This window comes from Enterobacter sp. DVT3837, assembly GCF_056238685.1.
In genome coordinates this window covers 1,135,104-1,161,396 of record NZ_JBWDLA010000001.1, presented here as the reverse complement: position 1 = coordinate 1,161,396, position 26,293 = coordinate 1,135,104, and the positions used below count along the sequence as shown (strand labels likewise).

The following is a 26,293-nucleotide window of genomic DNA, read 5'->3' as shown; positions in this document are numbered from 1 at the left end:
GCGATTGTGTTGTGTTTAGTTATGAAAAAGCCGGGTCTGTGCCCGGCTTATCGTTATTGTTTATCGTGCTAACGAATTTTATTCAAACAAATTCTGATGAAGTTTCTGCACCACCTGCTCCGCCTGATCGGCAGGGACCAGGAAGCAGAGGTTATAGCTGGATGCACCGTAACAAATCATGCGGATGTTGAACGGGTCGAGTACGCCGAAGACCTCTTTCCCTACGCCGCAGGCACGCGACAGCTTGTTTCCGATGATGGCAACCAGCGCCAGATTTTCTTCTACTTCCACGCGGCACAGTTCAGAAAGCTCAATCAGCAGTGACTGCGTCAGCAGGGTGTCACCAGTGGAGGTGGAACCGGTGGTGTCCAGCGTCAGCGCGATGCTCACTTCGGAGGTGGTGATCAAGTCTACAGAGATGTTATGGCGCGCCAGAATGCCAAACACTTCCGCCAGGAAGCCACGGGAGTGCAGCATATTGTGGCTGTGCAGGGTGACCAGCGTCTGGCGACGGCGCAGGGCTAACGCGCGGAACAGTGGTGGATTTTCCGTTTTCTTGCAGACCAGCGTCCCGCCCGCTTTCGGATCTTTACTGGAGCCGACGAAGACCGGAATATCGCTACGTACGGCTGGCAAAAGGGTTGCCGGATGCAGCACTTTCGCACCGAAGGTGGCCATTTCAGCCGCTTCTTCAAAGGCGATCACATCAATACGTTTCGCCGCAGAAACAACGCGCGGGTCGGTGGTGTAAATGCCCGGAACGTCAGTCCAGATATCCACGCGCGTTGCATGCAGGGCTTCGCCCAACAGTGCGGCGGTGTAGTCGCTGCCGCCACGGCCAAGCGTGGTGGTACGGCCTTTAGATTCGCTGCCGATAAAGCCCTGGGTGATCACAATACCATCTGCCAGACGGGGAGCCAGCTGCTGGTTGGTCAGCTCCGCCAGCGCTTCAACGTCCGGCTCGGCGCGGCCAAAGCGATCGCTGGTACGCATCACTTTGCGCACGTCAAACCACTGCGCCTGAATGTTACGCTCGCGCATGATTTCCACAAACAGCAGGGTGGACATCAGCTCGCCGTGGCTGACCAGCTCGTCGGTCAGGGCGGTGGAGGTGGCCAGAGAAGCCGCTTCTGCCAGCGTGGTGATATTTTCCAGCAGGCGTTCCACTTCTTCGCGGATGACATTCGGGTTCTGCAGACGTTCAAGGATGTCGAACTGAATTTTGCGCAGTGCATCCAGCTTAACGAAACGCTCGGTCGCTTCCAGTCCTTCAGACAGAGAAACCAGCAGGTTCGTCACGCCAGCAGAGGCAGAAAGCACCACCAGGCGGGTATTCGGATCGGCTAGCACCACATCGGCGCTGCGGTTCATGGCATCGTAATCGGCCACACTGGTGCCGCCAAATTTGGCGACCACAAAACTCGTCATAACAACCTCGTGTCAGGGAATGAATAAAGCGACCTTGGCACAAGAATGAAACGAAAACAGGTGCAGGCGCAAAATACGGCCCTATAAATAAAATGCGGGGGAGGTCCTGTCAATGCCGGGATTATGCGGATTTTTCATGGGGGGGTACCCCTGAGAAACAGGACTTATAACAGGGCCATATTTTATGCTTCATTTTACCCGGTTTTGACCGACATTTCGCCGCCGCAGGAGCGCTCTCCAGCAGCTATACTTTTCGGGTCTTTTCACCTGCGTTTGATGCAGGCCAGGGCAATGGCATAAAAACCATCACAATTTTTATTTGCAGGCGCTACAATCGACCGCAGTCACAATTCTCAAATCAGAAGAGTATTGCTAATGAAAAACATCAACCCAACGCAGACCGCTGCCTGGCAGGCACTACAAAAACATTTTGATGAAATGAAAGACGTCACTATCGCGGAGCTGTTCGCGAAAGATGCCGATCGTTTCAACAAATTCTCCGCGACCTTTGATGACCTGATGCTGGTGGATTTCTCCAAAAACCGCATTACCGAAGAGACGCTGGCGAAACTGCAGGATCTGGCAAAAGAGACGCAGCTTGCTGACGCCATCAAATCCATGTTCTCCGGTGAGAAGATCAACCGCACCGAAGACCGTGCCGTGCTGCACGTGGCGCTGCGTAACCGTAGCAATACGCCAATCATCGTTGACGGCAAAGATGTAATGCCGGAAGTGAACGCGGTGCTGGAAAAGATGAAAGCCTTCTCCGAAGCGATCATCTCTGGTAGCTGGAAAGGCTACACCGGCAAAGCCATCACCGACGTGGTTAACATCGGTATCGGCGGTTCTGATCTCGGTCCATTCATGGTGACCGAAGCGCTGCGTCCATATAAAAACCACCTCAACATGCACTTTGTCTCTAACGTCGATGGTACCCACATCGCCGAAGTGCTAAAGAACGTGAACCCGGAAACCACTCTGTTCCTGGTCGCATCTAAAACCTTCACCACTCAGGAAACCATGACCAACGCCCACAGCGCGCGCGACTGGTTCCTGAAGACTGCAGGCGACAACAAGCACGTGGCGAAACACTTCGCGGCGCTGTCCACCAACGGCAAGGCAGTTGGCGAGTTCGGGATTGATACCGCGAACATGTTTGAGTTCTGGGACTGGGTGGGCGGCCGTTACTCTCTGTGGTCTGCAATCGGTCTGTCCATCATCCTGTCTGTCGGCTTCGACAACTTCGTTGAGCTGCTCTCAGGCGCACACGCGATGGATAAACACTTCTCCAGCACCGCACCAGAGAAAAACCTGCCTGTGCTGCTGGCGCTGATTGGTATCTGGTACAACAACTTCTTCGGCGCTGAAACCGAAGCGATCCTGCCATACGATCAGTACATGCACCGTTTCGCGGCCTACTTCCAGCAGGGTAACATGGAATCTAACGGTAAATACGTTGACCGTAACGGCAACGCCGTGGATTACCAGACCGGTCCAATCATCTGGGGTGAGCCGGGCACGAACGGTCAGCACGCGTTCTACCAGCTGATTCACCAGGGCACCAAAATGGTACCGTGCGATTTCATCGCCCCGGCTATCACCCATAACCCACTGTCCGACCACCATCCGAAGTTGCTGTCTAACTTCTTCGCCCAGACTGAAGCGCTGGCATTTGGTAAATCCCGCGAGGTGGTAGAGCAGGAATACCGTGACCAGGGTAAAGATCCGGCAACCCTGGATCACGTTGTGCCGTTCAAAGTGTTCGAAGGCAACCGTCCAACCAACTCCATCCTGCTGCGCGAAATCACGCCGTTCAGCCTGGGGGCGCTGATTGCCCTGTACGAGCACAAAATCTTCACGCAGGGCGCGATCCTGAACATCTTCACCTTTGACCAGTGGGGCGTTGAGCTGGGCAAACAGCTGGCAAACCGTATCCTGCCAGAGCTGGGTGACGATAAAGCGATTGCCAGCCATGACAGCTCGACAAATGGTTTGATTAACCGTTATAAAGCATGGCGTGCGTAATTAAAATGTCATGAAAAATGCCGGCGATATGCCGGCATTTTTTTATCGGATAATTCCTGATGTCTGTTATTTAACTCAAATTCTGGTTCTGAGTTTAATCCGAAAAAGACGCTTAACCCGTTAATTGCTGCGGTTTATTTTAAGAAAATACGCACTAAGTTGTTAATATGTATATATTATAACCTATTGATTTTAATTGGTTATATATTTATTTTATTTTTATTCTATTTCCATTTTAACCATTATTCCGAAAACCCTACCCCTATTTCCCCTTACGGCAATCCCACGGCAGTAGTTGTGTATACTCGATTCCGCCTGAAATTCTTATCGGGCAAATCTCCATTCATTCATTGAAGGGAAATTGTTATGAAAAAAGTACTGTATGGCATTTTTGCCATATCTGCGCTTGCGGCGACATCTGTCTATGCAGCTCCGGTTCAGGTCGGGGAAGCGGCAGGGTCGGCTGCGACGTCTGCGTCTGCGGGAAGTTCTACCGCAGCCAGCGTCAGCACCGTAAGTTCAGCCGTGGGTGTCGCGCTGGCGGCAACCGGTGGCGGTGATGGCTCCAATACCGGAACCACGACCACCACAACGACCAGCACCCGATAATTCCGGGTGTTTTAATCATAACCACACTTCGGTGTGGTTATTTCGCCCTTCGGAGAAGAGTCGTGAAGCGACCTGCAATCATCATGATTTGCCTGCTCTTGCAGGCGTGCTCAGCCACCACCAAAGGGCTGGGGAACTCACTGTGGGACAGCATGTTCGGCACACCGGGTGTACATCTGACCGATGATGAACTTCAGAACATGCCGTATGCCAGCCAGTACATGCAGTTAAACGATGGCCCGCAACTGTTTGTGGTGCTCGCTTTCGATGAAAACGGGCAGCAGAAATGGGTGACGCAGGATCAGGCCACCATCGTGACGCAGCATGGACGTCTCGTGAAAACCCTGTTGGGCGGAGACAACCTGCTTGAGGTGAACAATATCGCTGCTGACCCGCTTATCAAACCCAACCAGATCACCGACGGCGCAAGCTGGACGCGCACGATGGGCTGGACCGAGCATAAACAGGTGCGTTACGCCACCGCACGCTCCACCTTCCGTTGGGAGGGGACGGACAGTGTCAGCGTGGGAAGTGACACAACCCAGGTTCGCGTGCTCGATGAAGAAGTGATCACCGACCAGGCCACGTGGCATAACCGTTTCTGGGTCGACGATGACGGACAAATCCGTCAGTCCCTGCAGTATCTCGGAGCCGGATTCTTCCCGGTCAAAACTACGCTTATCAAGGCCGCGAAATCATGAAAACACTTATTCGCGTGGCGCTGATCGCCAGTTTTGCCGCGCCGCTTGCCTGGTCTGCCGGAACGGTGAAGGTCTATATCCCGGACAGCACGCAGCCCAAAACACTGACCAACGCCGGGCATCTGTTCGATCTCGTCGGCCAGCCCAGACTGGCGAACAGCTGGTGGCCTGGCGCGGTGATCGCTGAACGCCAGAAAACCGCTGAAGCGGAACAACAATACAAGGCGCTCCTCGCCAGGCTGACGGGATTAGCGGAGCAGGAAGAGGGTGACGATGCGGCGGCGATTAACAGCGTTCGCCAGCAGGTTCAGGCCCTGAAAATCACCGGTCGGCTGCCGGTGAACCTCGATCCGGATGACGTGCGCGTGTCGGAGAACGGTAACCCGGCTCTGGAAGGGGAATACACGCTCTGGCTGCCTGCACAACCCTCAACCATCACCGTCTTTGGTCTTATCAGCCACCCCGGGAAAAAGCCCTTTACACCCGGTCGTGACGTGGCGAGCTATCTCGACGAGCAGAGCCTGTTAAGCGGTGCGGATAACAGCTACGCCTGGGTGGTTTACCCTGACGGGCACACACAAAAAGCGCCAGTGGCCTACTGGAACAAACGCCATATCGAACCTATGCCTGGCAGCATCATTTTTGTCGGTTTTGCCGACCATTTCTGGACGAAGGGGTATGACGGACTTAACGCCGATATCCTTCGCTCCCTGATACAGCGGATTCCGGAATAATGAAAAGAACCTATCTCTACAGCATGCTGGCACTTTGTGTGAGTGCCGCCTGCCATGCAGAAACGTATCCGGCACCTATTGGCCCGTCCCAGTCAGACTTCGGTGGCGTCGGTTTACTGCAAACGCCCACCGCACGTATGGCGCGTGAGGGTGAGTTGAGCCTTAACTATCGCGATAACGATCAATACCGCTACTACTCCGCGTCGGTGCAACTGTTTCCGTGGCTTGAAACCACGCTGCGCTATACCGACGTGCGTACGAAACAGTACAGCAGCGTAGAGGCGTTCTCCGGCGATCAGACCTACAAAGATAAAGCCTTCGACCTCAAAGTACGTCTGTGGGAAGAGAGTTACTGGATGCCGCAGGTCTCCGTCGGCGCAAAAGATATCGGCGGTACCGGTCTGTTTGATGCGGAATACATCGTTGCCAGTAAAGCCTGGGGACCATTTGATTTCTCACTCGGTCTGGGCTGGGGTTATCTCGGTACCAGCGGCAACGTCAAAAACCCGTTTTGCTCCTACAGCGATAAATATTGCTACCGCGATAATAGTTACCAGAAAGCGGGTTCGATCAACGGCGACCAGATGTTCCACGGACCGGCGTCGCTGTTTGGTGGCGTCGAATACCAGACACCCTGGCAGCCGCTGCGCCTGAAGCTGGAGTATGAAGGGAATGACTACTCGCAGGATTTCGCTGGCAAGATTGAACAGAAGAGCAAGTTTAACGTCGGCGCCATTTATCGCGTCACCGATTGGGCCGACGTTAACCTCAGCTACGAGCGTGGCAATACCTTCATGTTTGGCTTCACGCTGCGCACTAACTTCAACGACATGCGCCCGCACTACAACGATAACGCACGGCCTGCATACCAGCCGGAGCCGCAGGACGCCATCCTGCAGCACTCGGTGGTGGCAAACCAGCTGACGTTGCTGAAATATAATGCGGGTCTGGCGGATCCGAAAATTCAGGTAAAAGGCGATACGCTGTACGTTACCGGCGAGCAGGTGAAATACCGCGACTCACGTGAAGGGATCGAGCGCGCCAACCGGATCGTCATGAACGATCTCCCGGATGGGATCCGCACGATCCGCGTGACGGAGAACCGTCTCAACCTGCCGCAGGTGACGACGGAAACGGACGTCGCCAGCCTCAAGCGCCATCTGGAAGGTGAACCGCTCGGGCATGAAACCGAGCTGGTGCAAAAACGCGTAGAGCCGATCGTGCCAGATACCACCGAGCAGGGCTGGTATATCGACAAGTCGCGCTTCGATTTCCATATCGATCCGGTGCTGAATCAGTCCGTCGGCGGGCCAGAGAACTTCTACATGTATCAGCTGGGCGCGATGGCGACAGCGGATCTGTGGCTCACCGACCACCTGCTGACCACCGGTAGCCTGTTTGGCAACATTGCTAACAACTACGACAAGTTCAACTACACCAATCCGCCAAATGACTCGACGCTGCCGCGCGTGCGCACCCGCGTGCGTGAGTACGTGCAGAATAATGTCTATGTGAACAACCTGCAGGCCAACTACTTCCAGTACTTCGGCAACGGCTTCTACGGCCAGGTGTACGGCGGATATCTGGAAACCATGTTTGGCGGCGCTGGGGCAGAAGTGCTTTATCGTCCTGTCGACAGCAACTGGGCGTTCGGGATTGATGCCAACTACGTCAAACAGCGTGACTGGCGCAGCGCCCAGGACATGATGAAGTTCACTGACTATAGCGTCAAAACCGGTCATCTGACCGCCTACTGGACGCCGTCGTTTGCCCCTGACGTGCTGGTGAAAGCCAGCGTCGGCCAGTACCTGGCGGGTGATAAGGGCGGCACACTCGATATATCCAAACACTTTGACAGCGGCGTCGTGGTGGGCGGTTATGCCACCATCACCAACGTCTCCCCGGACGAATACGGGGAAGGGGACTTCACCAAAGGCGTATACGTGTCGATTCCGCTGGATCTGTTCTCGTCAGGCCCAACTCGCAGCCGTGCGGCGATTGGCTGGACGCCGCTGACGCGCGACGGTGGCCAGCAGCTTGGGCGTAAGTTCCAGCTGTATGATATGACCAGCGATAAAAACATTAACTTCCGCTGATGCCTGACCAGCCCGGTGGTACTTCACCACCGGGCGATCGCACGAAATATAAACAAAAAATATAGATCTCCGTCACATTTTTGCGTTATACAGGAACCTCGCCCCGGAGAATGAGGTGCTGTATGACATCCCTGACTCGCCCGCGCGTTGAGTTTATCTCAACTATCCTCCAGACCGTGCTGAACCTCGGTCTGTTGAGCCTTGGACTGATACTGGTCGTCTTTTTGGGTAAAGAGACGGTGCATCTGGCGGATGTGCTGTTCGCCCCCGAGCAAACCAGCAAATATGCGCTGGTAGAAGGACTGGTGGTCTACTTTCTCTACTTTGAATTTATCGCCCTGATTGTGAAGTACTTTCAGTCCGGCTTTCACTTCCCGCTGCGTTATTTCGTCTACATTGGGATCACCGCGATAGTGCGGCTGATCATCGTCGATCATAAATCCCCGCTCGACGTGCTGATCTACTCGGCGGCGATCCTGCTGCTGGTAATCACCCTCTGGCTGTGTAACTCGAAGCGGCTGAAACGCGAATAAAAAAATGGCGGCCCGGAGGCCGCCTAATAACAGTCACAAGTTGGGTCAATACAATACGTCTAAAGTTGAGGGTTGCAGTGGCATAACAAAATGAAACTTAACCTTTCACACCGCCCGCCGTCAGGCCATTCACCAGCCAGCGCTGCGCCAGCAGGAATACCACGGTAATCGGGATGGCGGAGAGCACGGCCGCCGCGGCAAAGTCGCCCCACAGGTAGTTTTGCGGGTTGAGGTATTGCTGCATACCGACGGCCAGGGTGTAGCTATTCACATCACGCAGTAACAGAGAAGCGACGGGCACTTCGGTGATGGCGGCGATAAACGACAGGATAAACACCACCGCCAGGATAGGCACCGACAGCGGCAGCAGCACCAGACGGAACGCCTGCCACGGGGTTGCACCATCCAGTGCCGCAGCTTCTTCCAGCGAGCCGTCGATGGTTTCGAAATAGCCTTTGATGGTCCACACATGCAGTGCGATACCGCCAAGATAGGCGAAGATTACGCCACCGTGGGTGTTCAGGCCGATAAACGGCACGTACTGGCCCAGACGGTCAAACAAGGCATACAACGCGACCAGCGACAGTACCGCCGGGAACATCTGGAAAATCAGCATCCCTTTCAGCAGCGAGGCCTTGCCCGGGAACTTCATACGGGCAAAAGCGTACGCACACGTGGTGGAGAGCGTCACGATACCTATCGCGGTGATCCCGGCGATTTTCACCGAGTTCCACAGCCATAACAGCACCGGGAACGGCGGCGGTGTGACGCGACCATCTGCGTGTTCCACGCTGAAGCCCAGCGCGAGCTTCCAGTGCTCCCAGGAGATTTCATCCGGGATCAGGCTCCCGGTGGCGAAGTTACCCGAACGCAGGGAGATGGCGATGACCATCAGTAGCGGGAACATGATCGCCGCGATGAAAATCAGCAGGCCTAAATGCGTCGCCAGGAGGCGCAGTTTCTGAGATTTGGGTTGTACCATAGCCATGATCGATGCCCTCCTTAGTCAAATTTCATTCGTGTGGCTTTCAGGTTCACAATCGCCAGAGCGCCAACCAGCAGGAAGATCAGGGTGGCAATCGCCGCCGCCAGACCGAAGTCCTGACCACCGCCGCCTTCGAAAGCAATACGGTAGGTGTAGCTCACGAGCAGGTCGGTATAGCCCGCTGGCGTGGTGGTGCCAAGACGGTCAGGGCCGCCGTTGGTCAACAGTTGAATCAGCACAAAGTTGTTAAAGTTGAAGGCGAAGCTGGCAATCATCAGCGGCGTCAGCGGCTTAATGAGCAGTGGCAGCGTAATCTTAAAGAAGTTCTGGAACGGACCCGCTCCGTCCATCGCCGAGGCTTCGTACAGATCGTCCGGGATCGCCTTCAACAGCCCCATGCACAGGATCATCATGTACGGATAGCCCAGCCAGGTATTGACGATGATAATCATCGAACGGGCAGTCGTCGGGTCGCTGAACCAGGCCGGTTTGATACCAAACAGCGCGCTCAGCATCATGTTGATTTCACCGAAGCTCTGGTTAAACAGCCCTTTGAAAATCAGAATCGAAATAAACGACGGTACGGCATACGGCAGAATCAGCAGTACGCGATAAATCGCTTTGCCTTTCAGGGCTTCCCACTGCACGAGACAGGCCAGAACCATGCCCACAGCCACGGTCAGGATCACGGTCAGAACCGAGAAGACCACCGTCCAGACGAAGATGGCGAAGAACGGTTTCTGAATACCTTCGTCGGTAAACACGCGGGTAAAGTTGTCCCAGCCAATGGTGACGGTATAGCCAGGGCTGAGCTTGTCATCACCCCATTTGCCATCGGCTGTAATGGACTGATAGAAACCAATGGCGTTGTTCGGACGATATTTCACGCCGCTCTGGTTGTTGGTCAGCGTGCCGTCATCCGCCAGCGTGTAGAGTGGCTGCGTGCCGGAGAACTGGCGCAGTGAGCTCATGGTCACTTTGCTTTCGTCTGGCAGTACGGCGGTGAGCTGGGTCAGTGCCTGACGGTTTTGGGTAATGACGCGCAGGTTGGCACGTTCGCCTTCCGGCAGCGCTGCGGCCTCTTTTAAGGCCAGCTTCTGCTCGCCGCCAAATTTGAACGCGTCGGAAACATAGTATTTGCTGCTTGCTTCGTCAGTAAGCGCTAACTTCCACTCGTTCCCCGCAGGATACAGACCGAAATTAAAGGTCTTGCCTGCCTGATAGGAGCGATCCAGAAGCACCTGCGTTGCGCGTTCTTGCGCCAGCTGGTTGGTGCTGCTGTAGTTGGTGAACGCAATGGCAATAGTACAAATCAGCGGGAAGAGAACAAACAGCCCCATCCCGGCGACGCCTGGATAAACATAACGCCAGGCATAGGCTTTACGGTTGGCGAAAATATACAGGCCAGCAGAGCTTAAAATCAGCGTCATGATGGCAAACAGATATTCCCCTTGTACGTACATTAAAACAACAAGGTAACCCACCAGCAGACACAGCAGACCCATCACTGACCATTTCAGCGCGTCGCTTTGCCACCAGCGTTTCTTTTTAATGACATCCATGGGGTTCTTCCTCTACAACGGTGGAAACTTATCGTCAGGTGGCGCTGCGCTTACCTGACCTACGGATCGTGCCGTAGTCGTAGGGCGGGTAAGCGCATGCGCCACCCGCCGTTTTTCAGACTTACTTAGTAATACGACCCTGCGCATCTTTCAGCGCGGCATCAACAGTCTGACGACCGCTTGCCGCATTGATGACCGCAGTACGGGTGGCGTACCAGAACGCTGCCATTTGCGGGATGTTCGGCATAATTTCGCCTTTCTGAGCGTTATCCATGGTGGCCGCAATACGTGGGTCTTTTGCCAGATGATCCTGGAAGGATTTCAGCGCAACGGCACCCAGCGGTTTGTCCTTGTTCACTTCATCCAGACCCTGATCGGTCAGCAGGTAGTTTTCGAGGAACTCTTTCGCCAGCTCTTTGTTCGGGCTTGCTGCGTTGATACCTGCGCTCAGCACACCAACGAATGGTTTAGACGGCTTGCCTTTGAAGGTTGGCAGCAGCGTCACGCCGTAGTTGATTTTGCTCTTGTCGATGTTGGTCCAGGCCCACGGACCGTTGATGGTCATCGCGGTTTCGCCTTTGTTGAACGCCGCTTCCGCGATGGAGTAATCGGTATCCGCGTTCATATGTTTGTTCTTGATGAGGTCAACCAGGAAGGTCAGACCCGCTTTCGCGCCAGCGTTGTCCACGCCCACGTCTTTCACGTCATACTTGCCGTTTTCAAACTTGAACGCGTAACCGCCGTCCGCAGCAATCAGCGGCCAGGTGAAGTATGGTTCTTGCAGGTTGAACATCAGCGCGCTCTTACCTTTCGCTTTCAGCTCTTTATCCAGTTTCGGGATCTCTTCCCAGGTTTTCGGTGGGTTAGGTACCAGGTCTTTGTTGTAAATCAGAGAAAGGGCTTCAACCGCGATTGGGTAAGCGATCAGCTTGCCGTTATAGCGAACGGCGTCCCAGGTGAACGGGAACAGTTTGTCCTGGAAGGCTTTGTCCGGCGTGACTTCTGCCAGCAGACCCGACTGCGCGTAGCCACCGAAACGGTCATGCGCCCAGAAGATGATGTCCGGGCCGTCACCGGTTGCTGCAACCTGTGGGAATTTCTCTTCCAGCTTATCCGGGTGTTCTACGGTCACTTTGATACCGGTGTCTTTCTCGAATTTTTTACCCACTTCGGCCAGGCCGTTATAGCCCTTATCGCCGTTAATCCAGATTACCAGCTTACCTTCTTCAATTTTGGCGAGAGCCGGTGCGGAAATCATCATTGCTGCAAGGGCGGACAATGCGAAAACACGTGCGCCAGTCTTGATCTTCATATCTGCCATCCTTTTTTGGTGATGTGCTCGTGGATACAATGAGGTGGTTCAACGTGACTCAGTCTCCTTATTTGACATCCTCTTTCCATCCTCCCAACTCCTACGCCCCACCCCCGGTTTGTGTGATCTTCGTTGCATAAATTTAAGTTATGAGTGCTGGCGCACATAAAAACACACTGAATTTTGCAGGTGGCTTCACGAATTTCGCCTCAGCCCTCCAGCCGCGGTCGCAGAGCCTGCTCTCTCATCCTCCCGCCTCCTCCCCCATAAAAAAGCTGGGGGGTGGAGGATTCGGGAAAGTAATGGATACCCCATAGTGAACTTATCTTGAATGTTTCTGTCGGCGACAGGTTGTAACGAAGGGAGAAGGGCATGGCGAGCGTACAGCTGCGTAATGTAACGAAAGCCTGGGGTGACGTTGTGGTGTCGAAAGACATCAATCTGGACATCCACGAAGGTGAATTCGTGGTATTTGTCGGCCCATCAGGCTGCGGTAAATCTACTCTGCTGCGTATGATTGCCGGTCTTGAAACTATCACCAGTGGCGATTTGTTTATTGGTGACACCCGTATGAACGACATCCCACCTGCCGAACGTGGAGTAGGCATGGTGTTCCAGTCTTATGCGCTTTACCCCCATCTGTCCGTTGCCGAAAACATGTCCTTTGGCCTGAAACTGGCGGGTGCGAAGAAAGACGTGATTAACCAGCGCGTCACGCAGGTGGCGGAAGTGTTACAGCTGGCGCACCTGCTTGAGCGTAAACCAAAAGCGCTTTCCGGTGGTCAGCGTCAGCGTGTGGCGATTGGCCGTACGCTGGTGGCGGAACCGCGTGTGTTCCTGCTCGATGAACCCCTTTCCAACCTGGATGCCGCCCTGCGTGTCCAGATGCGTATTGAAATCTCCCGTCTGCACAAACGTCTTGGCCGCACGATGATTTACGTCACCCACGATCAGGTCGAAGCGATGACCCTCGCCGACAAAATCGTGGTGCTGGACGCCGGTCGCGTGGCGCAGGTGGGCAAACCACTCGAGCTTTATCACTACCCGGCAGACCGCTTTGTTGCGGGCTTCATTGGCTCGCCAAAGATGAACTTCCTGCCCGTCAAAGTGACGGCAACTGCGATCGAACAGGTACAGGTGGAGCTGCCAAACCGCCAGCAGGTCTGGCTGCCGGTCGACAGCGCCAACGTACAGGTCGGGGCAAACATGTCCCTCGGTATTCGTCCTGAGCACCTGCTGCCGAGCCACATCGCTGATGTGACGCTGGAAGGTGAAGTTCAGGTTGTCGAACAGCTTGGTCACGAAACACAGATTCATATCCAGATCCCCGCCATCCGTCAGAACCTGGTCTACCGCCAGAATGACGTGGTGTTGGTAGAAGAGGGTGCCACATTCGCTATCGGCTTGCCGCCAGAGCGTTGCCATCTGTTCCGTGAGGATGGCACTGCATGTCGTCGGTTGCACAAAGAGCCAGGCGTTTAAGCAATCCCAAAAGAAGACACGAAACCGACAGGTGAAGTGTTCAAAGAAAAGCAATGATCTCAGGAGATAGAATGATGATTACTCTGCGCAAACAAGTCCCTCTGGCAATCGCCATTGCGGCAGGCATCCTGTCTGCCCAGGCAGGCGCCGTGGACTTTAAAGGTTATGCTCGTTCCGGCATTGGCTGGACCGGGAGTGGCGGTGAGCAACAGTGTTTCCAGGCAACCGGTGCACAAAGTAAATACCGTCTCGGTAACGAATGTGAAACCTATGCGGAATTGAAACTGGGCCAGGAAGTGTGGAAAGAAGGCGATAAGAGCTTCTATTTCGACACCAACGTTGCGTATTCCGTCTCTCAGCAGAACGACTGGGAATCTACCAGCCCGGCCTTCCGTGAAGCTAACGTGCAGGGTAAAAACCTGATTGACGCACTGCCAGGTTCCACCATCTGGGCCGGTAAGCGCTTCTATCAGCGTCATGACGTTCACATGATCGACTTCTACTACTGGGATATTTCTGGTCCTGGTGCGGGTATCGAAAACATCGACCTGGGCTTCGGTAAGCTCTCTCTGGCTGCAACTCGTTCTTCTGAAGCGGGCGGCTCAGCGACCTTTGCCGATCGTGACGCGCTGGGTAACCGTATTTATGACAACCTGGTACCGAACGATGTCTTCGACGTCCGTTTAGCACAGATGCAGGTCAATGAAGGCGGTACGCTGGAGTTCGGTGTTGATTATGGTCACACCAATATTCCAGATGACTACTACCTGCAGCCTGGCGCATCTAAAGACGGTTGGATGTTCACCGCTGAACATACCCAGAGCATGCTGAAGGGCTTTAACAAGTTTGTGCTGCAGTACGCAACTGACTCTATGACCTCCAACGGCAAGGGCCGTCCGGAAGGTGGTAGCATCAACAACAACGGCGACATGTGGCGTGTTCTGGACCACGGTGCGATCTCTCTGGGCGACTCCTGGGATCTGATGTACGTAGGTATGTACCAGGACATCAACCTGGATAACAACAACGGCACCAAATGGTGGACCGTCGGTGTGCGTCCTATGTACAAATGGACGCCAATCATGAGCACCCTGTTAGAAGTGGGCTACGACAACGTTAAGTCTCAGAAAACCGACGACACCAACAGTCAGTACAAAATTACCCTGGCACAGCAATGGCAGGCTGGCGACAGCATCTGGTCCCGTCCGGCTATCCGTGTCTTCGCAACTTACGCGAAGTGGGATGAAAAATGGGGCTACGCGAACGGCGACTCCGGTGCAGGCTATGACTCTGGTATTGCGTACAGCGACACGTCCGCAAAAACCTTCAGCCGAGGCGACTCTGATGAGTGGACCTTCGGTGCCCAGATGGAAATCTGGTGGTAATTCGTTAGACCTGACGTAATGACCTAAAAGAGGGGCGCAAGCCCCTCTATCCTTAGGGTGCTGCGCGCTATTGCCTGGCCACCGCAGTGCTCACGCTATCAGAGGTAATAACAATGAAAATGAAGAAAAGTCTCGTCGCGCTGTGCCTCTCTGCGGGGCTGATGGCCTGTGTTCCGGCGGTCTCCTTTGCAGACGTGAATTTCGTACCACAAAATACCAGCGCTGCGCCGGCTATCCCGGCGGCGGCGCTCCAGCAACTGACCTGGACGCCAGTTGATCAATCCAAAACGCAGTCGACACAGCTTTCTACGGGCGGCCAGCAACTGAACGTGCCAGGGATCACCGGGCCGGTTGCCGCCTACAGCGTGCCGGCCAACATTGGTGAGCTAACCCTGACGCTGACCAGCGAAGTGAACAAGCAAACCAGCGTCTTCGCACCTAACGTACTGATTCTGGATCAGAACCTGACGCCATCTGCTTTCTTCCCAAGCGAATATTTTAGTTACCAGGAACCAGGCGTGATGAGCGCTGACCGTCTGGAAGGTAAAATGCGCCTGACGCCTGCCCTGGGCCAGCAGAAGATTTATGTTCTGGTTTTCACGACCGAAAAAGATCTGCAGCAGACCACTAAGCTTATCGATCCGGCAAAAGCCTATGCGAAAGGCACCGGCAACTCGGTTCCGGATATTCCGGATCCATTAGCGCGTCACGTCACCGACGGTTTGCTTAAGCTGAAAGTCTCAACAAACAATGCATCCAGCGTGCTGGTTGGCCCACTGTTTGGCTCTTCCGGTACTGGCCCTGTCACAGTAGGCAATACAGCCGCGCCTGTGTATGCCGCTCCAGCCGCCGCAGCCGCTGCCGCACCGGTAGCCGCCGCTGCACCCGCCCCATCGAAGAAAGCTGAACCGGTTCTGAACGACACCGAAGAGTACTTCAACAACGCCATTAAGCAGGCGGTGAAGCGCGGCGATGTCGATAAAGCGCTGAAACTGCTTGATGAAGCCGAACGTTTAGGTTCAACCACTGCCCGTTCCACCTTTATCAGCAGTGTAAAAGGCAAGGGGTAACCGTTTCCCCACAGTGCTGATTTGTTAGTAGTTTGGTGCGCCTGAGTGGGCGCACTTTTTTTGGTATTCTCCGGGCTGTTGCGCTCTTGTTGCGATAGTGATCGTTAAATAACGTTTGGCCGCCCTCAATCTGCTTTTCTGCGATACAATGCCATCACGTTATGTATCGGAGAGTCTGGCATGTCACACCCTGCGCTAACGCAACTGCGTGCGCTGCGCTATTTCGACCAAATACCTGCGCTTGATCCGCAGCAACTGGACTGGTTGCTGCTGGAAGATTCCATGACGAAACGTTTTGAGCAGCAGGGTAAAACGGTCACGGTGACCCTGATTCAGGAAGGGTTTGTCTCTGGCGATGAGATTGCTGCCGAGCTGCCGCTATTGCCGCAAGAGCCACGTTACTGGCTGCGTGAAATTTTACTCTGCGCTGATGGCGAGCCATGGCTTGCCGGGCGGACGGTGGTGCCCGAATCCACCCTTTCCGGGCCCGAGCTGGCGCTGCAACGGCTGGGGAAAACGCCTCTGGGGCGTTATCTTTTCACCTCGTCTGAGCTTACCCGAGATTTTATTGAGATTGGTCGTGATGCCGAACTGTGGGGGCGTCGTTCCCGCCTTCGCCTGAGCGGTAAACCGTTAATACTGACGGAGCTTTTTTTACCGGCATCGCCGTTGTACTAAGAGGAAGAAAAAATGGAGTGGAGCCTGACGCAGAATAAGCTGTTGGCCTATCACCGCTTAATGCGTACCGATAAACCGATTGGCGCGTTACTGTTGCTGTGGCCGACCTTATGGGCGCTGTGGGTCGCGACGCCGGGCGTGCCGCCGCTGTGGATCCTGGGCGTATTCGTTGCCGGCGTCTGGCTGATGCGCGCGGCAGGCTGTGTGGTCAATGACTATGCCGATCGTAAATTCGACGGGCACGTAAAACGTACTGCCGGTCGTCCGTTACCCAGCGGGCAAGTCACCGGGAAAGAAGCCCGCGTGCTGTTCATTGTTCTGGTGCTGCTCTCTTTCCTGCTGGTGTTAACCCTTAACACCATGACCATTCTGCTTTCCGTTGCGGCGCTGGCCCTGGCCTGGGTTTATCCGTTTATGAAACGCTATACCCATCTGCCTCAGGTGGTGCTGGGGGCGGCATTTGGCTGGTCGATTCCGATGGCATTTGCGGCTGTTAGTGAGTCCTTACCACTCAGCTGCTGGCTGATGTTCCTGGCGAATATTCTCTGGGCCGTGGCATATGACACGCAATACGCGATGGTAGACCGCGACGATGACCTGAAAATTGGCATCAAATCAACCGCTATCCTCTTTGGTCGTCAGGACAAGCTGATTATCGGTATCCTGCAGGTCGCGGTACTGGCACTGATGGTCGCGATTGGTCGCCTGAACGGGCTGAACTGGGAGTTTTACTGGTCCGTGCTGGTGGCGGGCTTGCTGTTTGCGTACCAGCAAAAGCTGATTGCGAAGCGCGAGCGTGAAGCCTGTTTTAAGGCGTTTATGAATAATAACTACGTCGGTCTGGTGCTATTTTTAGGCCTGGCGATGAGCTATTTCTTATAAAAAAGTCGGGTGGCGACTTCGCCTTACCCGACCTACGAGTTAGCAGAACATGTAGGCCCGGTAAGCGTTAGCGCCACCGGGCTTTTTTTACCGGCGACGTAGCAGCCGAAGCGCGTTCGCCGTCACCAGCACCGTTGCCCCGGTATCCGCCAGCACCGCCAGCCACAGCCCGGTCATGCCGAGCAGGGTGGTCACCAGGAATATCCCTTTCAGCCCGAGCGCAATACCGATGTTCTGGAGGATATTGGCACGCGTCGCTCGCGCAAGATCGATCATCTGCGCCAGCCCGGTCAGGCGGTTGTGGGTCAGCGCCGCGTCGGCCGTTTCCAGCGCCACGTCGGTACCGCTGCCCATCGCAATACCAATGGTGGACGCTTTCATCGCCGGGGCATCGTTAATCCCGTCACCAACCATCGCCAGCGGGGCATGAGCGTTCAACTCTGTGACTGCGCTGACCTTATCTGCAGGCAACAATCCGGCTTTAAATTCCAGCCCCAGTTCATCGGCAATTGCGGCTGCCGCACGAGGGTTATCGCCTGTAAGAATAACGCCCTGTACGCCCAGTTGATGTAGCGCCGCCACGGCTTCTTTTGCATCATCACGCAGGGTATCGCGCAATGCCAGCATTCCCCTCGCCACGCCGTCCTGCATGACGACTACGACCGTTTGCCCGGCCTGTTCTAACGCCTCAACCTCTGGAGTAGAAGACTTGCCAGCCGCGACAATCAGCACCTTTTTACCGTCGACGACGGCCTCAATGCCTGAGCCCATCAGTGCCCGCTGGGAAGTTGCCGCAGGGATGGTGAGTTCACGCGCCTTCGCTTCACGCACAATCGCCTGCGCCAGCGGGTGGGTTGAACCTTGCTCTACGGCAGCTGCCAATGTCAGCAGTTCGTTTTCACTGATTTCCTGCGGATAAACACCGGTCACCTGCGGCTTACCTACGGTCAGCGTACCGGTTTTATCGAAGGCAATGTGCTGAACCTGGCTTAGCTGTTCCAGGGCGGCTCCGCCTTTGATCAGCGCTCCGCGACGTGCCGCCGCCGCAAGCCCGGATGTGATGGCCGCCGGGGTGGAGATCACCAGCGCACACGGACAGCCAATCAACAACAGCGTCAGACCTTTATAAATCCAGCCTTCCCACGGTGCGCCGAAAAACAGGGGTGGAACGACAGTGACCAGCAGGGCAACCAGCATGATGGCGGGGGTGTAAATCCTGCTGAAGCGATCGATAAACCGCTCAACTGGCGAGCGACGCTCTTCGGCTTCCTCAATCAGCTTCAGAATACGGTCGATGGCGCTGTCACCGGGTTCGGAAAGCACCGTCAGTTGCACCAGACGATCAACACTGGTGGCACCCGCAGGCACTTTTTCACCGGTTGTACGTTCAACCGGAATCGATTCTCCGGTGAGGGCACTTTCGTCGAAGCTTGCTGTTGCGGTGAGCAACTCACCGTCTGCAGGCAGACGCCCGCCTGCGGCGACTTCAATCACATCGCCCGGGCGCAGCGTGTTGATGGCGACGGTTTCCCGGTTGTCGTTGATCACGCGTGTGGCGGTTTCAGGTTTCAGGGCCATTAGCGCGCTGACTCCTTTACGCGCGCGGCTGGCGGCCCAGCCCTCAAGACGTTCACCGATTAAGAACAGCAGCAGCACCATTGCCGCTTCTGCTGTCGCACCAATAAACAGCGCGCCAATAGCGGCCACGCTCATCAGCGTTTCGATGGCAAACCAGCTTCCGCTTTTCATCAGCCGCAATGCCTGACGGGCAATTGGGAACAGCCCAACCAGCGTGGTGGCGATGAATGCCAGATTGCCGAACGGATGGTTAATCTGTTCCAGTCCCCAGCTCAGGGCCATCATGATGATGAGGGTAATAAGCGGTAGATTTTCTCGCAGGGAAGAGGTTTTTTCTGCCGGTGCATTTTCGCTACGCAGACTGTAACCCGCCTGACTTACGGCAGCTTCAACCTGTTGGATAACGTCGTTATCCGCGCTGACCAGCAGCTTTTCAGTGGCAAACAGAACCTGTACATGACTCACGCCCGGCACCTGTTTTACCGCGTTTTCAACTTTACGGGCGCAGGCGGCGCAGTCCATACCGTTGACGACCCAGCTGTAGCGGTTGCCGTTTTCAGGGAGTATTTCGGTTTGTGTTTCGCACGCACCATCGCAGCAGCAGTCGTCCTTCGGCGGAACCGGACTGAGCTTAAATGCTGAGAATTGAGGGGCTTTTTTTGGTGTTTCTGGAGTCGACATGGCAGTCTCCGGCAATGATAATTTTCTCATTAACCGCAGCATACACTCTGGAGTCGACTCCAGAGTCAAGGCTTATTTAAATATACAGCGAGCGTACGATCAGGAAGTGTCCGGCAAAGTAGCAGGCGGCGGCAATCGCGTTATCCGCCCGGAAACGACGGCGATAGTGGCTGCCCAGCCACACGATATTCCCGAGTAACAACAGTGCTGCACCGAAGAACGCCGACATCGCCGGCGCCGTTGGACGGAAGAACCAGAGTTCGCCTGCCAGCCATACCATCACCAGCGTCATGGCGATAAAGGTGCAGACCGGCAAACGCATCTCTTCCAGACGCGACCAGATCACCGCGATAAGCAGTGCGCCAATCACCAGCAGTACCAGCGGCAGCGGCCAGAAGAATGAAAGCGTCATCTGGCTGGCAAAGTAGATGGTATAGAGCAGATGCGACAGGAAAAATGCCCCCACGGCATACAGCAGACGCTGACGTGGCAGCAGGGTTAAGGCATCGCCAATCAGGGAAGCACACAGCCCGGCGAGGACCAGATAGCTTATGGCGTTAAACATCGGCGCTTGCCAGGCCAGCAGCAGCAGGAGCAACAGCGTGACCGGTTTAAACAACCAGCGCTGCCAGGTGGGACCGCGGTACGACGCATCGACATAAAGCCATGCGGAAAAACAGACAGCGATAAATGACCAAAGCATATTAACTCCCTGTATCTGTTAAGGCTGAATAATCAGTTTCTGATCCAGTGTAGTGATGCGGACGGGCGTTTGGCAATGGCAGGGAAGGCAGGGTATCCTGAATTCCGCATAATCTGATGGGATTTTAGAATGAGCAAGATGCCGCTGTTTTTCATTATCGTGGTGGCGATTATCGTCATTGCCGCCTCGTTCCGTTTCGTACAGCAGCGCCGCGAAAAGGCGGATAACGATGCTGCACCGCTACTGCAAAAGCGCGTGGTAGTGACGAACAAACGCGAAAAACCGCTTAACGACCGCCGTTCACGCCAGCAGCAGGTGACGCCAGCAGGCACGACAATGCGCTATGAAGCGAGCTTTAAGCCGGAAACCGGCGGGCTCGAGATGACCTTCCGCCTGGAGGCGCAGCAGTACCATCAGTTGACGGTGGGGGAGAAAGGGACGCTGAGTTATAAAGGGTCCCGATTCGAAGGTTTTACGCCTGAATAATGCTCGATCGGTTCCCTCTCCCTGTGGGAGAGGGTGAGAGCATCAGGCCGCACCTTACTTCTTCACCTGCGCCTTAAATTTCTTCATCCACACCAGCAGTTCAAACACGCCGAAAATAAAGACGCGCAGCTGCTGCCAGCCGGTCATCTGCGGGCCATCTTTTGGCAGACCATTTTTCAGCATTACCATCTGCAGGGCGTGCATAAACGATGTGAAAACCAGCGCGACGTTAACAAAAATATTCATCGGTCGCGGGAACGGGTGCACCAGGTTGAGAATTAAAAACGCCCAGACGCCCAGCATCAACAAACGTCCCAGATTAATCAGTACCGGCATCGGATTCTCCTTGAGCCTGACGGTGATACAGACGATAAGCGACCTGACCTGCCACTTTTTCACGGTGCAGATCCCAGTGAGCGGGAACTGGCGGTAAACCGTTTTCCACTTCACTTTCCACGTAAATTAATGCGTCATCTGCCAGCCAGCCATTTTGCTCCAGCAGGGATAACGTCTCTTCCAGCAGCCCCTTACGGAACGGTGGGTCGACAAACACCACGTTATGTGGCGTACCTTTCTGCGCGAGGAAACTCAACGTGTTGGTGTTCACGACTTTAGCGTTGGTTGCCTTTAGCGTCGCCAGATTTTGCTGTAGCGTCTGCGACACGCCGCGTTCCATCTCCAGCAGCGTGGCGCTGGCGGCATAGCGTGACAGCGCTTCCAGTCCGAGTGCGCCGCTTCCGGCGAAACAGTCGAGACAGTGGGCGTCTACCATTGACGGGGCCAGCCAGTTAAACAGCGTCTCGCGTACGCGGTCGGTAGTAGGGCGTAAACCGGGGCTGTCCGGCACCGGTAGTTTCCGGCCTCGCCACTGACCGCCGATAATACGAATTTGACCGGCCGGGGCGCGGTTGGGTTTCTTCATCTCAGGAAAGCTCTGTTAACAATTGGCCTGCGATTGCGGGCGGTGATGTCAATTAAGTAAAGTGTTAGACTATTTCATCATTTTTTTAGCTTCCATGTATATAGCGCCGCGAGGAGTGTAGTCGCAGATGGCAAAACAAAAAAAACGTGGCTTCTTTTCCTGGCTGGGCTTCGGTGAAAAAGAGCAAGAAACAGAACAGAAAACCGAAGAGCAACATGCCGTTGAAGAGCAGTCGCAGCCTGAAACGCCTGTAGAAACCGCCGCGGTTGTCGAAGCGGAAGAGACGGCACACAGCAAAGAAGAGATTGAATCTTTCGCTGAAGAGGTGGTTGAGGTCACTGAACAGGTTCAGGAAAGCGAGAAGCCAGAACCGGTTGTCGCCGAAGAGATTCCCGAAGCGCCACAGGCCGTCATCGAACACGAAGAACTGCCGCTGCCGGAAGAGGTGAAAATCGAAGCCGTTTCTGCCGAAGAGTGGCAGGCCGAAGCGGAAACCGTTGAAATTGTTGAGGCGGTGGAAGAAGAAGCCGAAAACGAACCTGAACTAACCGACGAAGAGCTGGAAGCGCAGGCGCTGGCAGCAGAAGCGGCTGAAGAAGCGGTTATCGTGGTGCCAGTGGAAGAGCAGGCCGAAGAGGAGATCGTTCAGGAACAGGAAAAACCGACCAAAGAAGGTTTCTTCGCCCGCCTGAAACGCAGCCTGCTTAAAACAAAAGAAAACTTAGGTTCCGGATTTATCAGTCTTTTCCGCGGCAAGAAGATCGACGACGATCTGTTTGAAGAGCTGGAAGAGCAACTGCTGATCGCCGACGTCGGTGTGGAAACCACCCGTAAGATCATCACCAACCTGACCGAAGGGGCGAGCCGCAAACAGCTGCGCGACGCCGAAGCGCTGTATGGCCTTCTGAAAGACGAGATGGGTGAAATTCTCGCAAAAGTTGACGAACCGCTTAATATTGAAGGCAAAACGCCATTTGTTATTCTGATGGTTGGCGTGAACGGTGTGGGTAAAACCACCACCATCGGCAAGCTGGCGCGCCAGTTCGAACAGCAGGGTAAATCGGTGATGCTGGCGGCAGGTGATACCTTCCGTGCAGCAGCGGTTGAGCAGCTGCAGGTCTGGGGCCAGCGCAATAACATCCCGGTGATTGCCCAGCATACCGGCGCGGATTCCGCATCCGTTATCTTTGACGCCATCCAGGCGGCGAAGGCGCGCAACGTGGATGTACTGATTGCCGATACCGCAGGGCGTTTGCAGAACAAATCGCACCTGATGGAAGAGTTGAAGAAAATCGTCCGTGTGATGAAAAAACTGGACGAAGAAGCACCGCATGAAATTATGCTGACCATTGATGCCAGCACCGGACAGAATGCCATTAGTCAGGCAAAACTGTTCCATGAAGCGGTAGGACTGACGGGGATCACGCTGACCAAACTGGACGGCACCGCCAAAGGCGGGGTGATCTTCTCCGTGGCCGATCAGTTCGGCATTCCTATCCGTTACATCGGTGTGGGCGAGCGTATTGAAGATTTACGTCCGTTTAAGTCGGACGACTTTATTGAGGCACTATTTGCCCGAGAGGACTAACAATGATTCGCTTTGAACACGTCAGCAAGGCCTATCTCGGTGGGAGACAAGCGTTGCAGGGGGTGACATTCCACCTGCAACCGGGCGAGATGGCATTCCTGACCGGCCATTCCGGCGCGGGGAAAAGTACCCTGCTCAAGCTTATCTGTGGGATCGAACGGCCAAGTGCCGGGAAAATCTTTTTCGGCGGCCATGAGATAAGCCGCCTGAAAAATCGCGAAGTGCCGTTTCTGCGTCGGCAGATCGGCATGATTTTCCAGGACCACCACCTGCTGATGGATCGCACCGTTTTCGATAACGTGGCGATTCCGCTGATTATTGCCGGTGCCAGCTATGATGATATCCGCCGTCGCGTCTCTGCGGCGCTGGATAAGGTCGGGCTGCTGGACAAAGCGAAGAATTTCCCGATCCAGCTCTCCGGCGGTGAACAGCAGCGCGTGGGCATTGCCCGTGCGGTGGTGAACAAACCTGCGGTGCTGCTGGCGGATGAGCCGACCGGTAACCTGGACGACGCCCTGTCAGAAGGGATTTTGCGTCTGTTTGAGGAGTTCAACCGCGTAGGGGTGACGGTTTTGATGGCGACGCACGATATCGGGCTCATTTCCCGCCGTTCGTACCGCATGCTGACCCTGAGCGACGGTCATTTGCACGGAGGCCATGGTGAATAAGCGTGATGCAATAAACCAGATTCGACAGTTCGGGAACCGGTTTGATCGTTTCCGTAAGTCGCAGGGCGGTGGTGATGGCAATCGTAATGCGCCAAAGCGCCAGAAAGCCGCGCCAAAGCCTGCCTCCCGCAAAACCAACGTGTTTAACGAGCAGGTGCGTTATGCCTTCCACGGCGCGCTGCAGGACCTGAAAAGCAAACCGCTGGCGACGTTCCTGACGGTGATGGTGATTGCCATCTCCCTGACGCTGCCAAGCGTCTGCTATATGGTCTATAAAAACGTCAACCAGGCGGCCTCACAGTACTATCCGTCCCCGCAGATCACGGTCTATCTGGATAAAGCGCTCGACGATAACGCCGCAGCGCAGGTGGTCGGGCAAATTCAGGCCGAGCAGGGTGTGGAGAAGGTTAACTATCTCTCGCGTGAAGACGCGCTGGGCGAGTTCCGTAACTGGTCTGGTTTTGGTGGTGCGCTGGATATGCTCGAAGAGAACCCGCTGCCTGCCGTGGCGGTGGTGATCCCGAAGCTGGATTTCCAGGGGACCGATTCGCTTAACACCCTGCGCGATCGCATCACGCGCATTAAGGGCATTGATGAAGTGCGCATGGATGACAGCTGGTTTGCGCGTCTCTCTGCCCTGACCGGGCTGGTAGGCCGCGTGGCGGCGATGATTGGCGTGCTGATGGTGGCGGCGGTCTTCCTCGTCATCGGTAACAGCGTGCGCCTGAGCATCTTCGCCCGTCGCGATACCATCAACGTGCAGAAACTGATTGGTGCGACGGATGGTTTCATCCTGCGTCCGTTCCTCTATGGCGGCGCACTGCTCGGTTTTTCCGGCGCATTTCTTTCACTGATATTGTCAGAAATTTTGGTGATGCGTCTGTCGTCGGCAGTCACAGAAGTGGCGCAGGTTTTCGGAACGAAGTTTGATATCAGCGGTTTAGGGTTCGATGAGTGCCTGTTGCTGCTGCTGGTGTGTTCGATGATTGGGTGGGTGGCAGCCTGGCTGGCAACCGTTCAACATTTACGTCACTTTACTCCCGATTAATAAAAGCGTGATATAATCTTTCCCTGCACCGAGATGTTCGCTCTGCAGGGAAAGCGTCCCTGTTGTCTCTTCCCCTGTTATCATCTTCATGTCACATTTTGTGCGTAATTTATTCACCGTTGCACCTGGAACTTGTGGATAAAATCACTGTCTGATACAAGAGTGAATGCTAATCTCGTTGCTCAAACGCTTTGGCATGGTTGTTGCCTGATGGGGATAACCTGGACCAGAAGAAACATTGAGAGGAATGAATGACCAAAGAAATGCAAACTTTAGCTTTAGCCCCTGTTGGTAACCTGGAGTCTTACATCCGGGCTGCGAACACCTGGCCGATGTTAACGGCCGAGGAAGAAAAGGAGCTTGCTGAAAAGCTGCATTACCAGGGCGATCTGGAAGCAGCTAAGACGCTGATCCTGTCTCACCTGCGCTTTGTTGTTCACGTTGCTCGTAATTATGCGGGCTACGGCCTGCCGCAGGCGGACTTGATTCAGGAAGGTAACATCGGTCTGATGAAGGCTGTGCGTCGCTTCAACCCGGAAGTGGGTGTGCGACTGGTCTCCTTCGCCGTGCACTGGATCAAAGCAGAGATTCACGAATACGTTCTGCGTAACTGGCGTATTGTGAAAGTCGCCACGACAAAAGCGCAACGCAAACTGTTCTTTAACCTGCGTAAAACCAAGCAGCGTCTGGGCTGGTTCAATCAGGATGAAGTTGAAATGGTGGCGCGTGAGCTGGGCGTATCCAGCAAAGATGTGCGTGAGATGGAATCCCGTATGGCCGCGCAGGACATGACCTTTGATATGTCCTCCGACGACGACGCATCCGACAGCCAGCCGATGGCACCGGTACTGTATCTGCAGGATAAAACCTCTAACTTTGCTGACGGCATTGAAGAGGATAACTGGGAAGATCAGGCCGCGAACAAGCTGACCCATGCGATGGAAGGCCTCGACGAACGTAGCCAGGATATTATCCGCGCCCGCTGGCTGGACGAAGACAATAAGTCCACGCTGCAGGAACTGGCCGACCGCTACGGCGTTTCCGCTGAACGTGTTCGTCAGCTTGAGAAGAACGCCATGAAAAAACTTCGCGCCGCTATCGAAGCGTAAGATAAGCGAAGTACACCGAGAACCCTCG

General features: G+C 54.9%; 24 protein-coding genes. 16 read left to right on the top strand and 8 right to left on the bottom strand.

The window, feature by feature from the left end; translation table 11 throughout:
• Positions 1 to 78: 78 nt before the first annotated feature.
• Positions 79 to 1,428, bottom strand: coding sequence for a lysine-sensitive aspartokinase 3 (gene lysC / locus AC0XWG_RS05670; protein WP_134708598.1), 1,350 nt, complete (start codon positions 1,426 to 1,428; stop codon positions 79 to 81).
• A 375-nt stretch (positions 1,429 to 1,803) separates the two neighbouring features.
• On the opposite strand from lysC, the gene pgi reads away from it, so the two are divergent.
• From pgi to psiE, 6 genes are all read left to right on the top strand, one after another.
• Positions 1,804 to 3,453: a glucose-6-phosphate isomerase gene (gene pgi, locus AC0XWG_RS05665; protein ID WP_108089384.1), complete on the top strand. Its 1,650-nt coding sequence runs from the start codon at positions 1,804 to 1,806 to the stop codon at positions 3,451 to 3,453.
• A 366-nt stretch (positions 3,454 to 3,819) separates the two neighbouring features.
• Positions 3,820 to 4,062 carry an exopolysaccharide production protein YjbE gene (gene yjbE, locus AC0XWG_RS05660; protein WP_475680443.1) on the top strand — a complete coding sequence of 81 codons (243 nt, stop codon included), beginning with the start codon at positions 3,820 to 3,822 and terminating at the stop codon, positions 4,060 to 4,062.
• Positions 4,063 to 4,124: 62 nt separating this feature from the next.
• Positions 4,125 to 4,763, top strand: coding sequence for a YjbF family lipoprotein (locus tag AC0XWG_RS05655; protein WP_475680442.1), 639 nt, complete (start codon positions 4,125 to 4,127; stop codon positions 4,761 to 4,763).
• On the top strand, positions 4,760 to 5,497 hold the full coding sequence (locus tag AC0XWG_RS05650; RefSeq protein ID WP_049007753.1) for a capsule biosynthesis GfcC family protein: 738 nt from the start codon (positions 4,760 to 4,762) through the stop codon (positions 5,495 to 5,497). Before AC0XWG_RS05655 ends, AC0XWG_RS05650 begins: the two co-directional genes overlap by 4 nt.
• Complete coding sequence (locus AC0XWG_RS05645) at positions 5,497 to 7,593, top strand: YjbH domain-containing protein (RefSeq protein ID WP_049007752.1); 2,097 nt, start codon at positions 5,497 to 5,499, stop codon at positions 7,591 to 7,593. The genes AC0XWG_RS05650 and AC0XWG_RS05645 overlap by 1 nt, the downstream gene beginning before the upstream one ends.
• A gap of 122 nt (positions 7,594 to 7,715) precedes the next feature.
• Complete coding sequence (gene psiE / locus AC0XWG_RS05640; protein ID WP_000202963.1) at positions 7,716 to 8,126, top strand: phosphate-starvation-inducible protein PsiE; 411 nt, start codon at positions 7,716 to 7,718, stop codon at positions 8,124 to 8,126.
• A gap of 97 nt (positions 8,127 to 8,223) precedes the next feature.
• Here the strand turns inward: psiE and malG are convergent, their stop codons facing one another.
• The 3 genes from malG to malE all read right to left on the bottom strand — a co-directional run bounded on the left by malG (position 8,224) and on the right by malE (position 11,985).
• Positions 8,224 to 9,114, bottom strand: coding sequence for a maltose ABC transporter permease MalG (gene malG, locus AC0XWG_RS05635; RefSeq protein WP_014830272.1), 891 nt, complete (start codon positions 9,112 to 9,114; stop codon positions 8,224 to 8,226).
• Between the two features lie 14 nt (positions 9,115 to 9,128).
• Positions 9,129 to 10,673: a maltose ABC transporter permease MalF gene (gene malF / locus AC0XWG_RS05630; protein ID WP_475680441.1), complete on the bottom strand. Its 1,545-nt coding sequence runs from the start codon at positions 10,671 to 10,673 to the stop codon at positions 9,129 to 9,131.
• A 121-nt stretch (positions 10,674 to 10,794) separates the two neighbouring features.
• On the bottom strand, positions 10,795 to 11,985 hold the full coding sequence (malE, locus tag AC0XWG_RS05625) for a maltose/maltodextrin ABC transporter substrate-binding protein MalE (protein ID WP_032666867.1): 1,191 nt from the start codon (positions 11,983 to 11,985) through the stop codon (positions 10,795 to 10,797).
• Between the two features lie 372 nt (positions 11,986 to 12,357).
• Here malE and malK point away from each other — a divergent pair, with 372 nt between their 5' ends.
• From malK to ubiA, 5 genes are all read left to right on the top strand, one after another.
• A complete protein-coding gene (gene malK, locus AC0XWG_RS05620) occupies positions 12,358 to 13,467 on the top strand; it encodes a maltose/maltodextrin ABC transporter ATP-binding protein MalK (RefSeq protein ID WP_028017971.1) in 1,110 nt (369 codons plus the stop codon).
• Between the two features lie 71 nt (positions 13,468 to 13,538).
• Entirely contained in the window at positions 13,539 to 14,852 is a 1,314-nt protein-coding gene (locus tag AC0XWG_RS05615; RefSeq protein ID WP_128348333.1) for a maltoporin, read from the top strand.
• 113 nt (positions 14,853 to 14,965) lie between these two features.
• Positions 14,966 to 15,922, top strand: coding sequence for a maltose operon protein MalM (gene malM, locus AC0XWG_RS05610; protein WP_134708601.1), 957 nt, complete (start codon positions 14,966 to 14,968; stop codon positions 15,920 to 15,922).
• Between the two features lie 180 nt (positions 15,923 to 16,102).
• Complete coding sequence (ubiC, locus tag AC0XWG_RS05605; RefSeq protein WP_028017968.1) at positions 16,103 to 16,600, top strand: chorismate lyase; 498 nt, start codon at positions 16,103 to 16,105, stop codon at positions 16,598 to 16,600.
• A 12-nt stretch (positions 16,601 to 16,612) separates the two neighbouring features.
• A complete protein-coding gene (gene ubiA / locus AC0XWG_RS05600; RefSeq protein WP_134708602.1) occupies positions 16,613 to 17,482 on the top strand; it encodes a 4-hydroxybenzoate octaprenyltransferase in 870 nt (289 codons plus the stop codon).
• Between the two features lie 87 nt (positions 17,483 to 17,569).
• Here ubiA and zntA read toward each other — a convergent pair whose 3' ends face one another.
• Together zntA and AC0XWG_RS05590 are read right to left on the bottom strand one after the other, a co-directional pair.
• Complete coding sequence (gene zntA / locus AC0XWG_RS05595) at positions 17,570 to 19,741, bottom strand: Zn(II)/Cd(II)/Pb(II) translocating P-type ATPase ZntA (RefSeq protein ID WP_475680440.1); 2,172 nt, start codon at positions 19,739 to 19,741, stop codon at positions 17,570 to 17,572.
• Positions 19,742 to 19,817: 76 nt separating this feature from the next.
• On the bottom strand, positions 19,818 to 20,444 hold the full coding sequence (locus tag AC0XWG_RS05590; protein ID WP_114979566.1) for a lysoplasmalogenase: 627 nt from the start codon (positions 20,442 to 20,444) through the stop codon (positions 19,818 to 19,820).
• 129 nt (positions 20,445 to 20,573) lie between these two features.
• On the opposite strand from AC0XWG_RS05590, the gene AC0XWG_RS05585 reads away from it, so the two are divergent.
• Complete coding sequence (locus tag AC0XWG_RS05585) at positions 20,574 to 20,930, top strand: DUF2500 domain-containing protein (RefSeq protein WP_049007748.1); 357 nt, start codon at positions 20,574 to 20,576, stop codon at positions 20,928 to 20,930.
• A gap of 54 nt (positions 20,931 to 20,984) precedes the next feature.
• Here AC0XWG_RS05585 and AC0XWG_RS05580 read toward each other — a convergent pair whose 3' ends face one another.
• Complete coding sequence (locus AC0XWG_RS05580; RefSeq protein ID WP_049007747.1) at positions 20,985 to 21,266, bottom strand: DUF1145 family protein; 282 nt, start codon at positions 21,264 to 21,266, stop codon at positions 20,985 to 20,987.
• Positions 21,250 to 21,852 (bottom strand): 16S rRNA (guanine(966)-N(2))-methyltransferase, encoded by a 603-nt coding sequence (rsmD, locus tag AC0XWG_RS05575; RefSeq protein WP_129324858.1) that lies wholly within the window; start codon positions 21,850 to 21,852, stop codon positions 21,250 to 21,252. Before rsmD ends, AC0XWG_RS05580 begins: the two co-directional genes overlap by 17 nt.
• A 127-nt stretch (positions 21,853 to 21,979) precedes the next feature.
• Between rsmD and ftsY the strand changes: the two genes are divergently transcribed.
• From ftsY to rpoH, 4 genes are all read left to right on the top strand, one after another.
• Positions 21,980 to 23,440, top strand: coding sequence for a signal recognition particle-docking protein FtsY (ftsY, locus tag AC0XWG_RS05570; protein WP_128348331.1), 1,461 nt, complete (start codon positions 21,980 to 21,982; stop codon positions 23,438 to 23,440).
• 2 nt (positions 23,441 to 23,442) lie between these two features.
• Positions 23,443 to 24,108, top strand: coding sequence for a cell division ATP-binding protein FtsE (ftsE, locus tag AC0XWG_RS05565; RefSeq protein ID WP_025758973.1), 666 nt, complete (start codon positions 23,443 to 23,445; stop codon positions 24,106 to 24,108).
• On the top strand, positions 24,101 to 25,156 hold the full coding sequence (gene ftsX, locus AC0XWG_RS05560) for a permease-like cell division protein FtsX (RefSeq protein ID WP_028017960.1): 1,056 nt from the start codon (positions 24,101 to 24,103) through the stop codon (positions 25,154 to 25,156). Before ftsE ends, ftsX begins: the two co-directional genes overlap by 8 nt.
• Before the next feature lie 251 nt (positions 25,157 to 25,407).
• Positions 25,408 to 26,265, top strand: a complete 858-nt coding sequence (gene rpoH, locus AC0XWG_RS05555) for an RNA polymerase sigma factor RpoH (protein ID WP_028017959.1) — start codon at positions 25,408 to 25,410, stop codon at positions 26,263 to 26,265.
• Positions 26,266 to 26,293 lie beyond the last annotated feature (28 nt).

What these genes read in the sequence shown, in the direction of transcription:
- psiE (WP_000202963.1), top strand. Translation starts at nt 7,716, where the DNA reads ATGACATCCCTGACTCGCCCGCGCGTTGAGTTTATCTCAACTATCCTC.
- zntA (WP_475680440.1), bottom strand. Translation starts at nt 19,741, where the DNA reads ATGTCGACTCCAGAAACACCAAAAAAAGCCCCTCAATTCTCAGCATTT.
- rsmD (WP_129324858.1), bottom strand. Translation starts at nt 21,852, where the DNA reads ATGAAGAAACCCAACCGCGCCCCGGCCGGTCAAATTCGTATTATCGGC.
- AC0XWG_RS05645 (WP_049007752.1), top strand. Translation starts at nt 5,497, where the DNA reads ATGAAAAGAACCTATCTCTACAGCATGCTGGCACTTTGTGTGAGTGCC.
- lysC (WP_134708598.1), bottom strand. Translation starts at nt 1,428, where the DNA reads ATGACGAGTTTTGTGGTCGCCAAATTTGGCGGCACCAGTGTGGCCGAT.
- rpoH (WP_028017959.1), top strand. Translation starts at nt 25,408, where the DNA reads ATGACCAAAGAAATGCAAACTTTAGCTTTAGCCCCTGTTGGTAACCTG.
- malE (WP_032666867.1), bottom strand. Translation starts at nt 11,985, where the DNA reads ATGAAGATCAAGACTGGCGCACGTGTTTTCGCATTGTCCGCCCTTGCA.
- ftsE (WP_025758973.1), top strand. Translation starts at nt 23,443, where the DNA reads ATGATTCGCTTTGAACACGTCAGCAAGGCCTATCTCGGTGGGAGACAA.
- AC0XWG_RS05580 (WP_049007747.1), bottom strand. Translation starts at nt 21,266, where the DNA reads ATGCCGGTACTGATTAATCTGGGACGTTTGTTGATGCTGGGCGTCTGG.
- malM (WP_134708601.1), top strand. Translation starts at nt 14,966, where the DNA reads ATGAAAATGAAGAAAAGTCTCGTCGCGCTGTGCCTCTCTGCGGGGCTG.
- yjbE (WP_475680443.1), top strand. Translation starts at nt 3,820, where the DNA reads ATGAAAAAAGTACTGTATGGCATTTTTGCCATATCTGCGCTTGCGGCG.
- ubiC (WP_028017968.1), top strand. Translation starts at nt 16,103, where the DNA reads ATGTCACACCCTGCGCTAACGCAACTGCGTGCGCTGCGCTATTTCGAC.
- malK (WP_028017971.1), top strand. Translation starts at nt 12,358, where the DNA reads ATGGCGAGCGTACAGCTGCGTAATGTAACGAAAGCCTGGGGTGACGTT.
- malG (WP_014830272.1), bottom strand. Translation starts at nt 9,114, where the DNA reads ATGGCTATGGTACAACCCAAATCTCAGAAACTGCGCCTCCTGGCGACG.
- AC0XWG_RS05585 (WP_049007748.1), top strand. Translation starts at nt 20,574, where the DNA reads ATGAGCAAGATGCCGCTGTTTTTCATTATCGTGGTGGCGATTATCGTC.
- ubiA (WP_134708602.1), top strand. Translation starts at nt 16,613, where the DNA reads ATGGAGTGGAGCCTGACGCAGAATAAGCTGTTGGCCTATCACCGCTTA.
- malF (WP_475680441.1), bottom strand. Translation starts at nt 10,673, where the DNA reads ATGGATGTCATTAAAAAGAAACGCTGGTGGCAAAGCGACGCGCTGAAA.
- ftsY (WP_128348331.1), top strand. Translation starts at nt 21,980, where the DNA reads ATGGCAAAACAAAAAAAACGTGGCTTCTTTTCCTGGCTGGGCTTCGGT.
- AC0XWG_RS05590 (WP_114979566.1), bottom strand. Translation starts at nt 20,444, where the DNA reads ATGCTTTGGTCATTTATCGCTGTCTGTTTTTCCGCATGGCTTTATGTC.
- AC0XWG_RS05615 (WP_128348333.1), top strand. Translation starts at nt 13,539, where the DNA reads ATGATGATTACTCTGCGCAAACAAGTCCCTCTGGCAATCGCCATTGCG.
- pgi (WP_108089384.1), top strand. Translation starts at nt 1,804, where the DNA reads ATGAAAAACATCAACCCAACGCAGACCGCTGCCTGGCAGGCACTACAA.
- AC0XWG_RS05650 (WP_049007753.1), top strand. Translation starts at nt 4,760, where the DNA reads ATGAAAACACTTATTCGCGTGGCGCTGATCGCCAGTTTTGCCGCGCCG.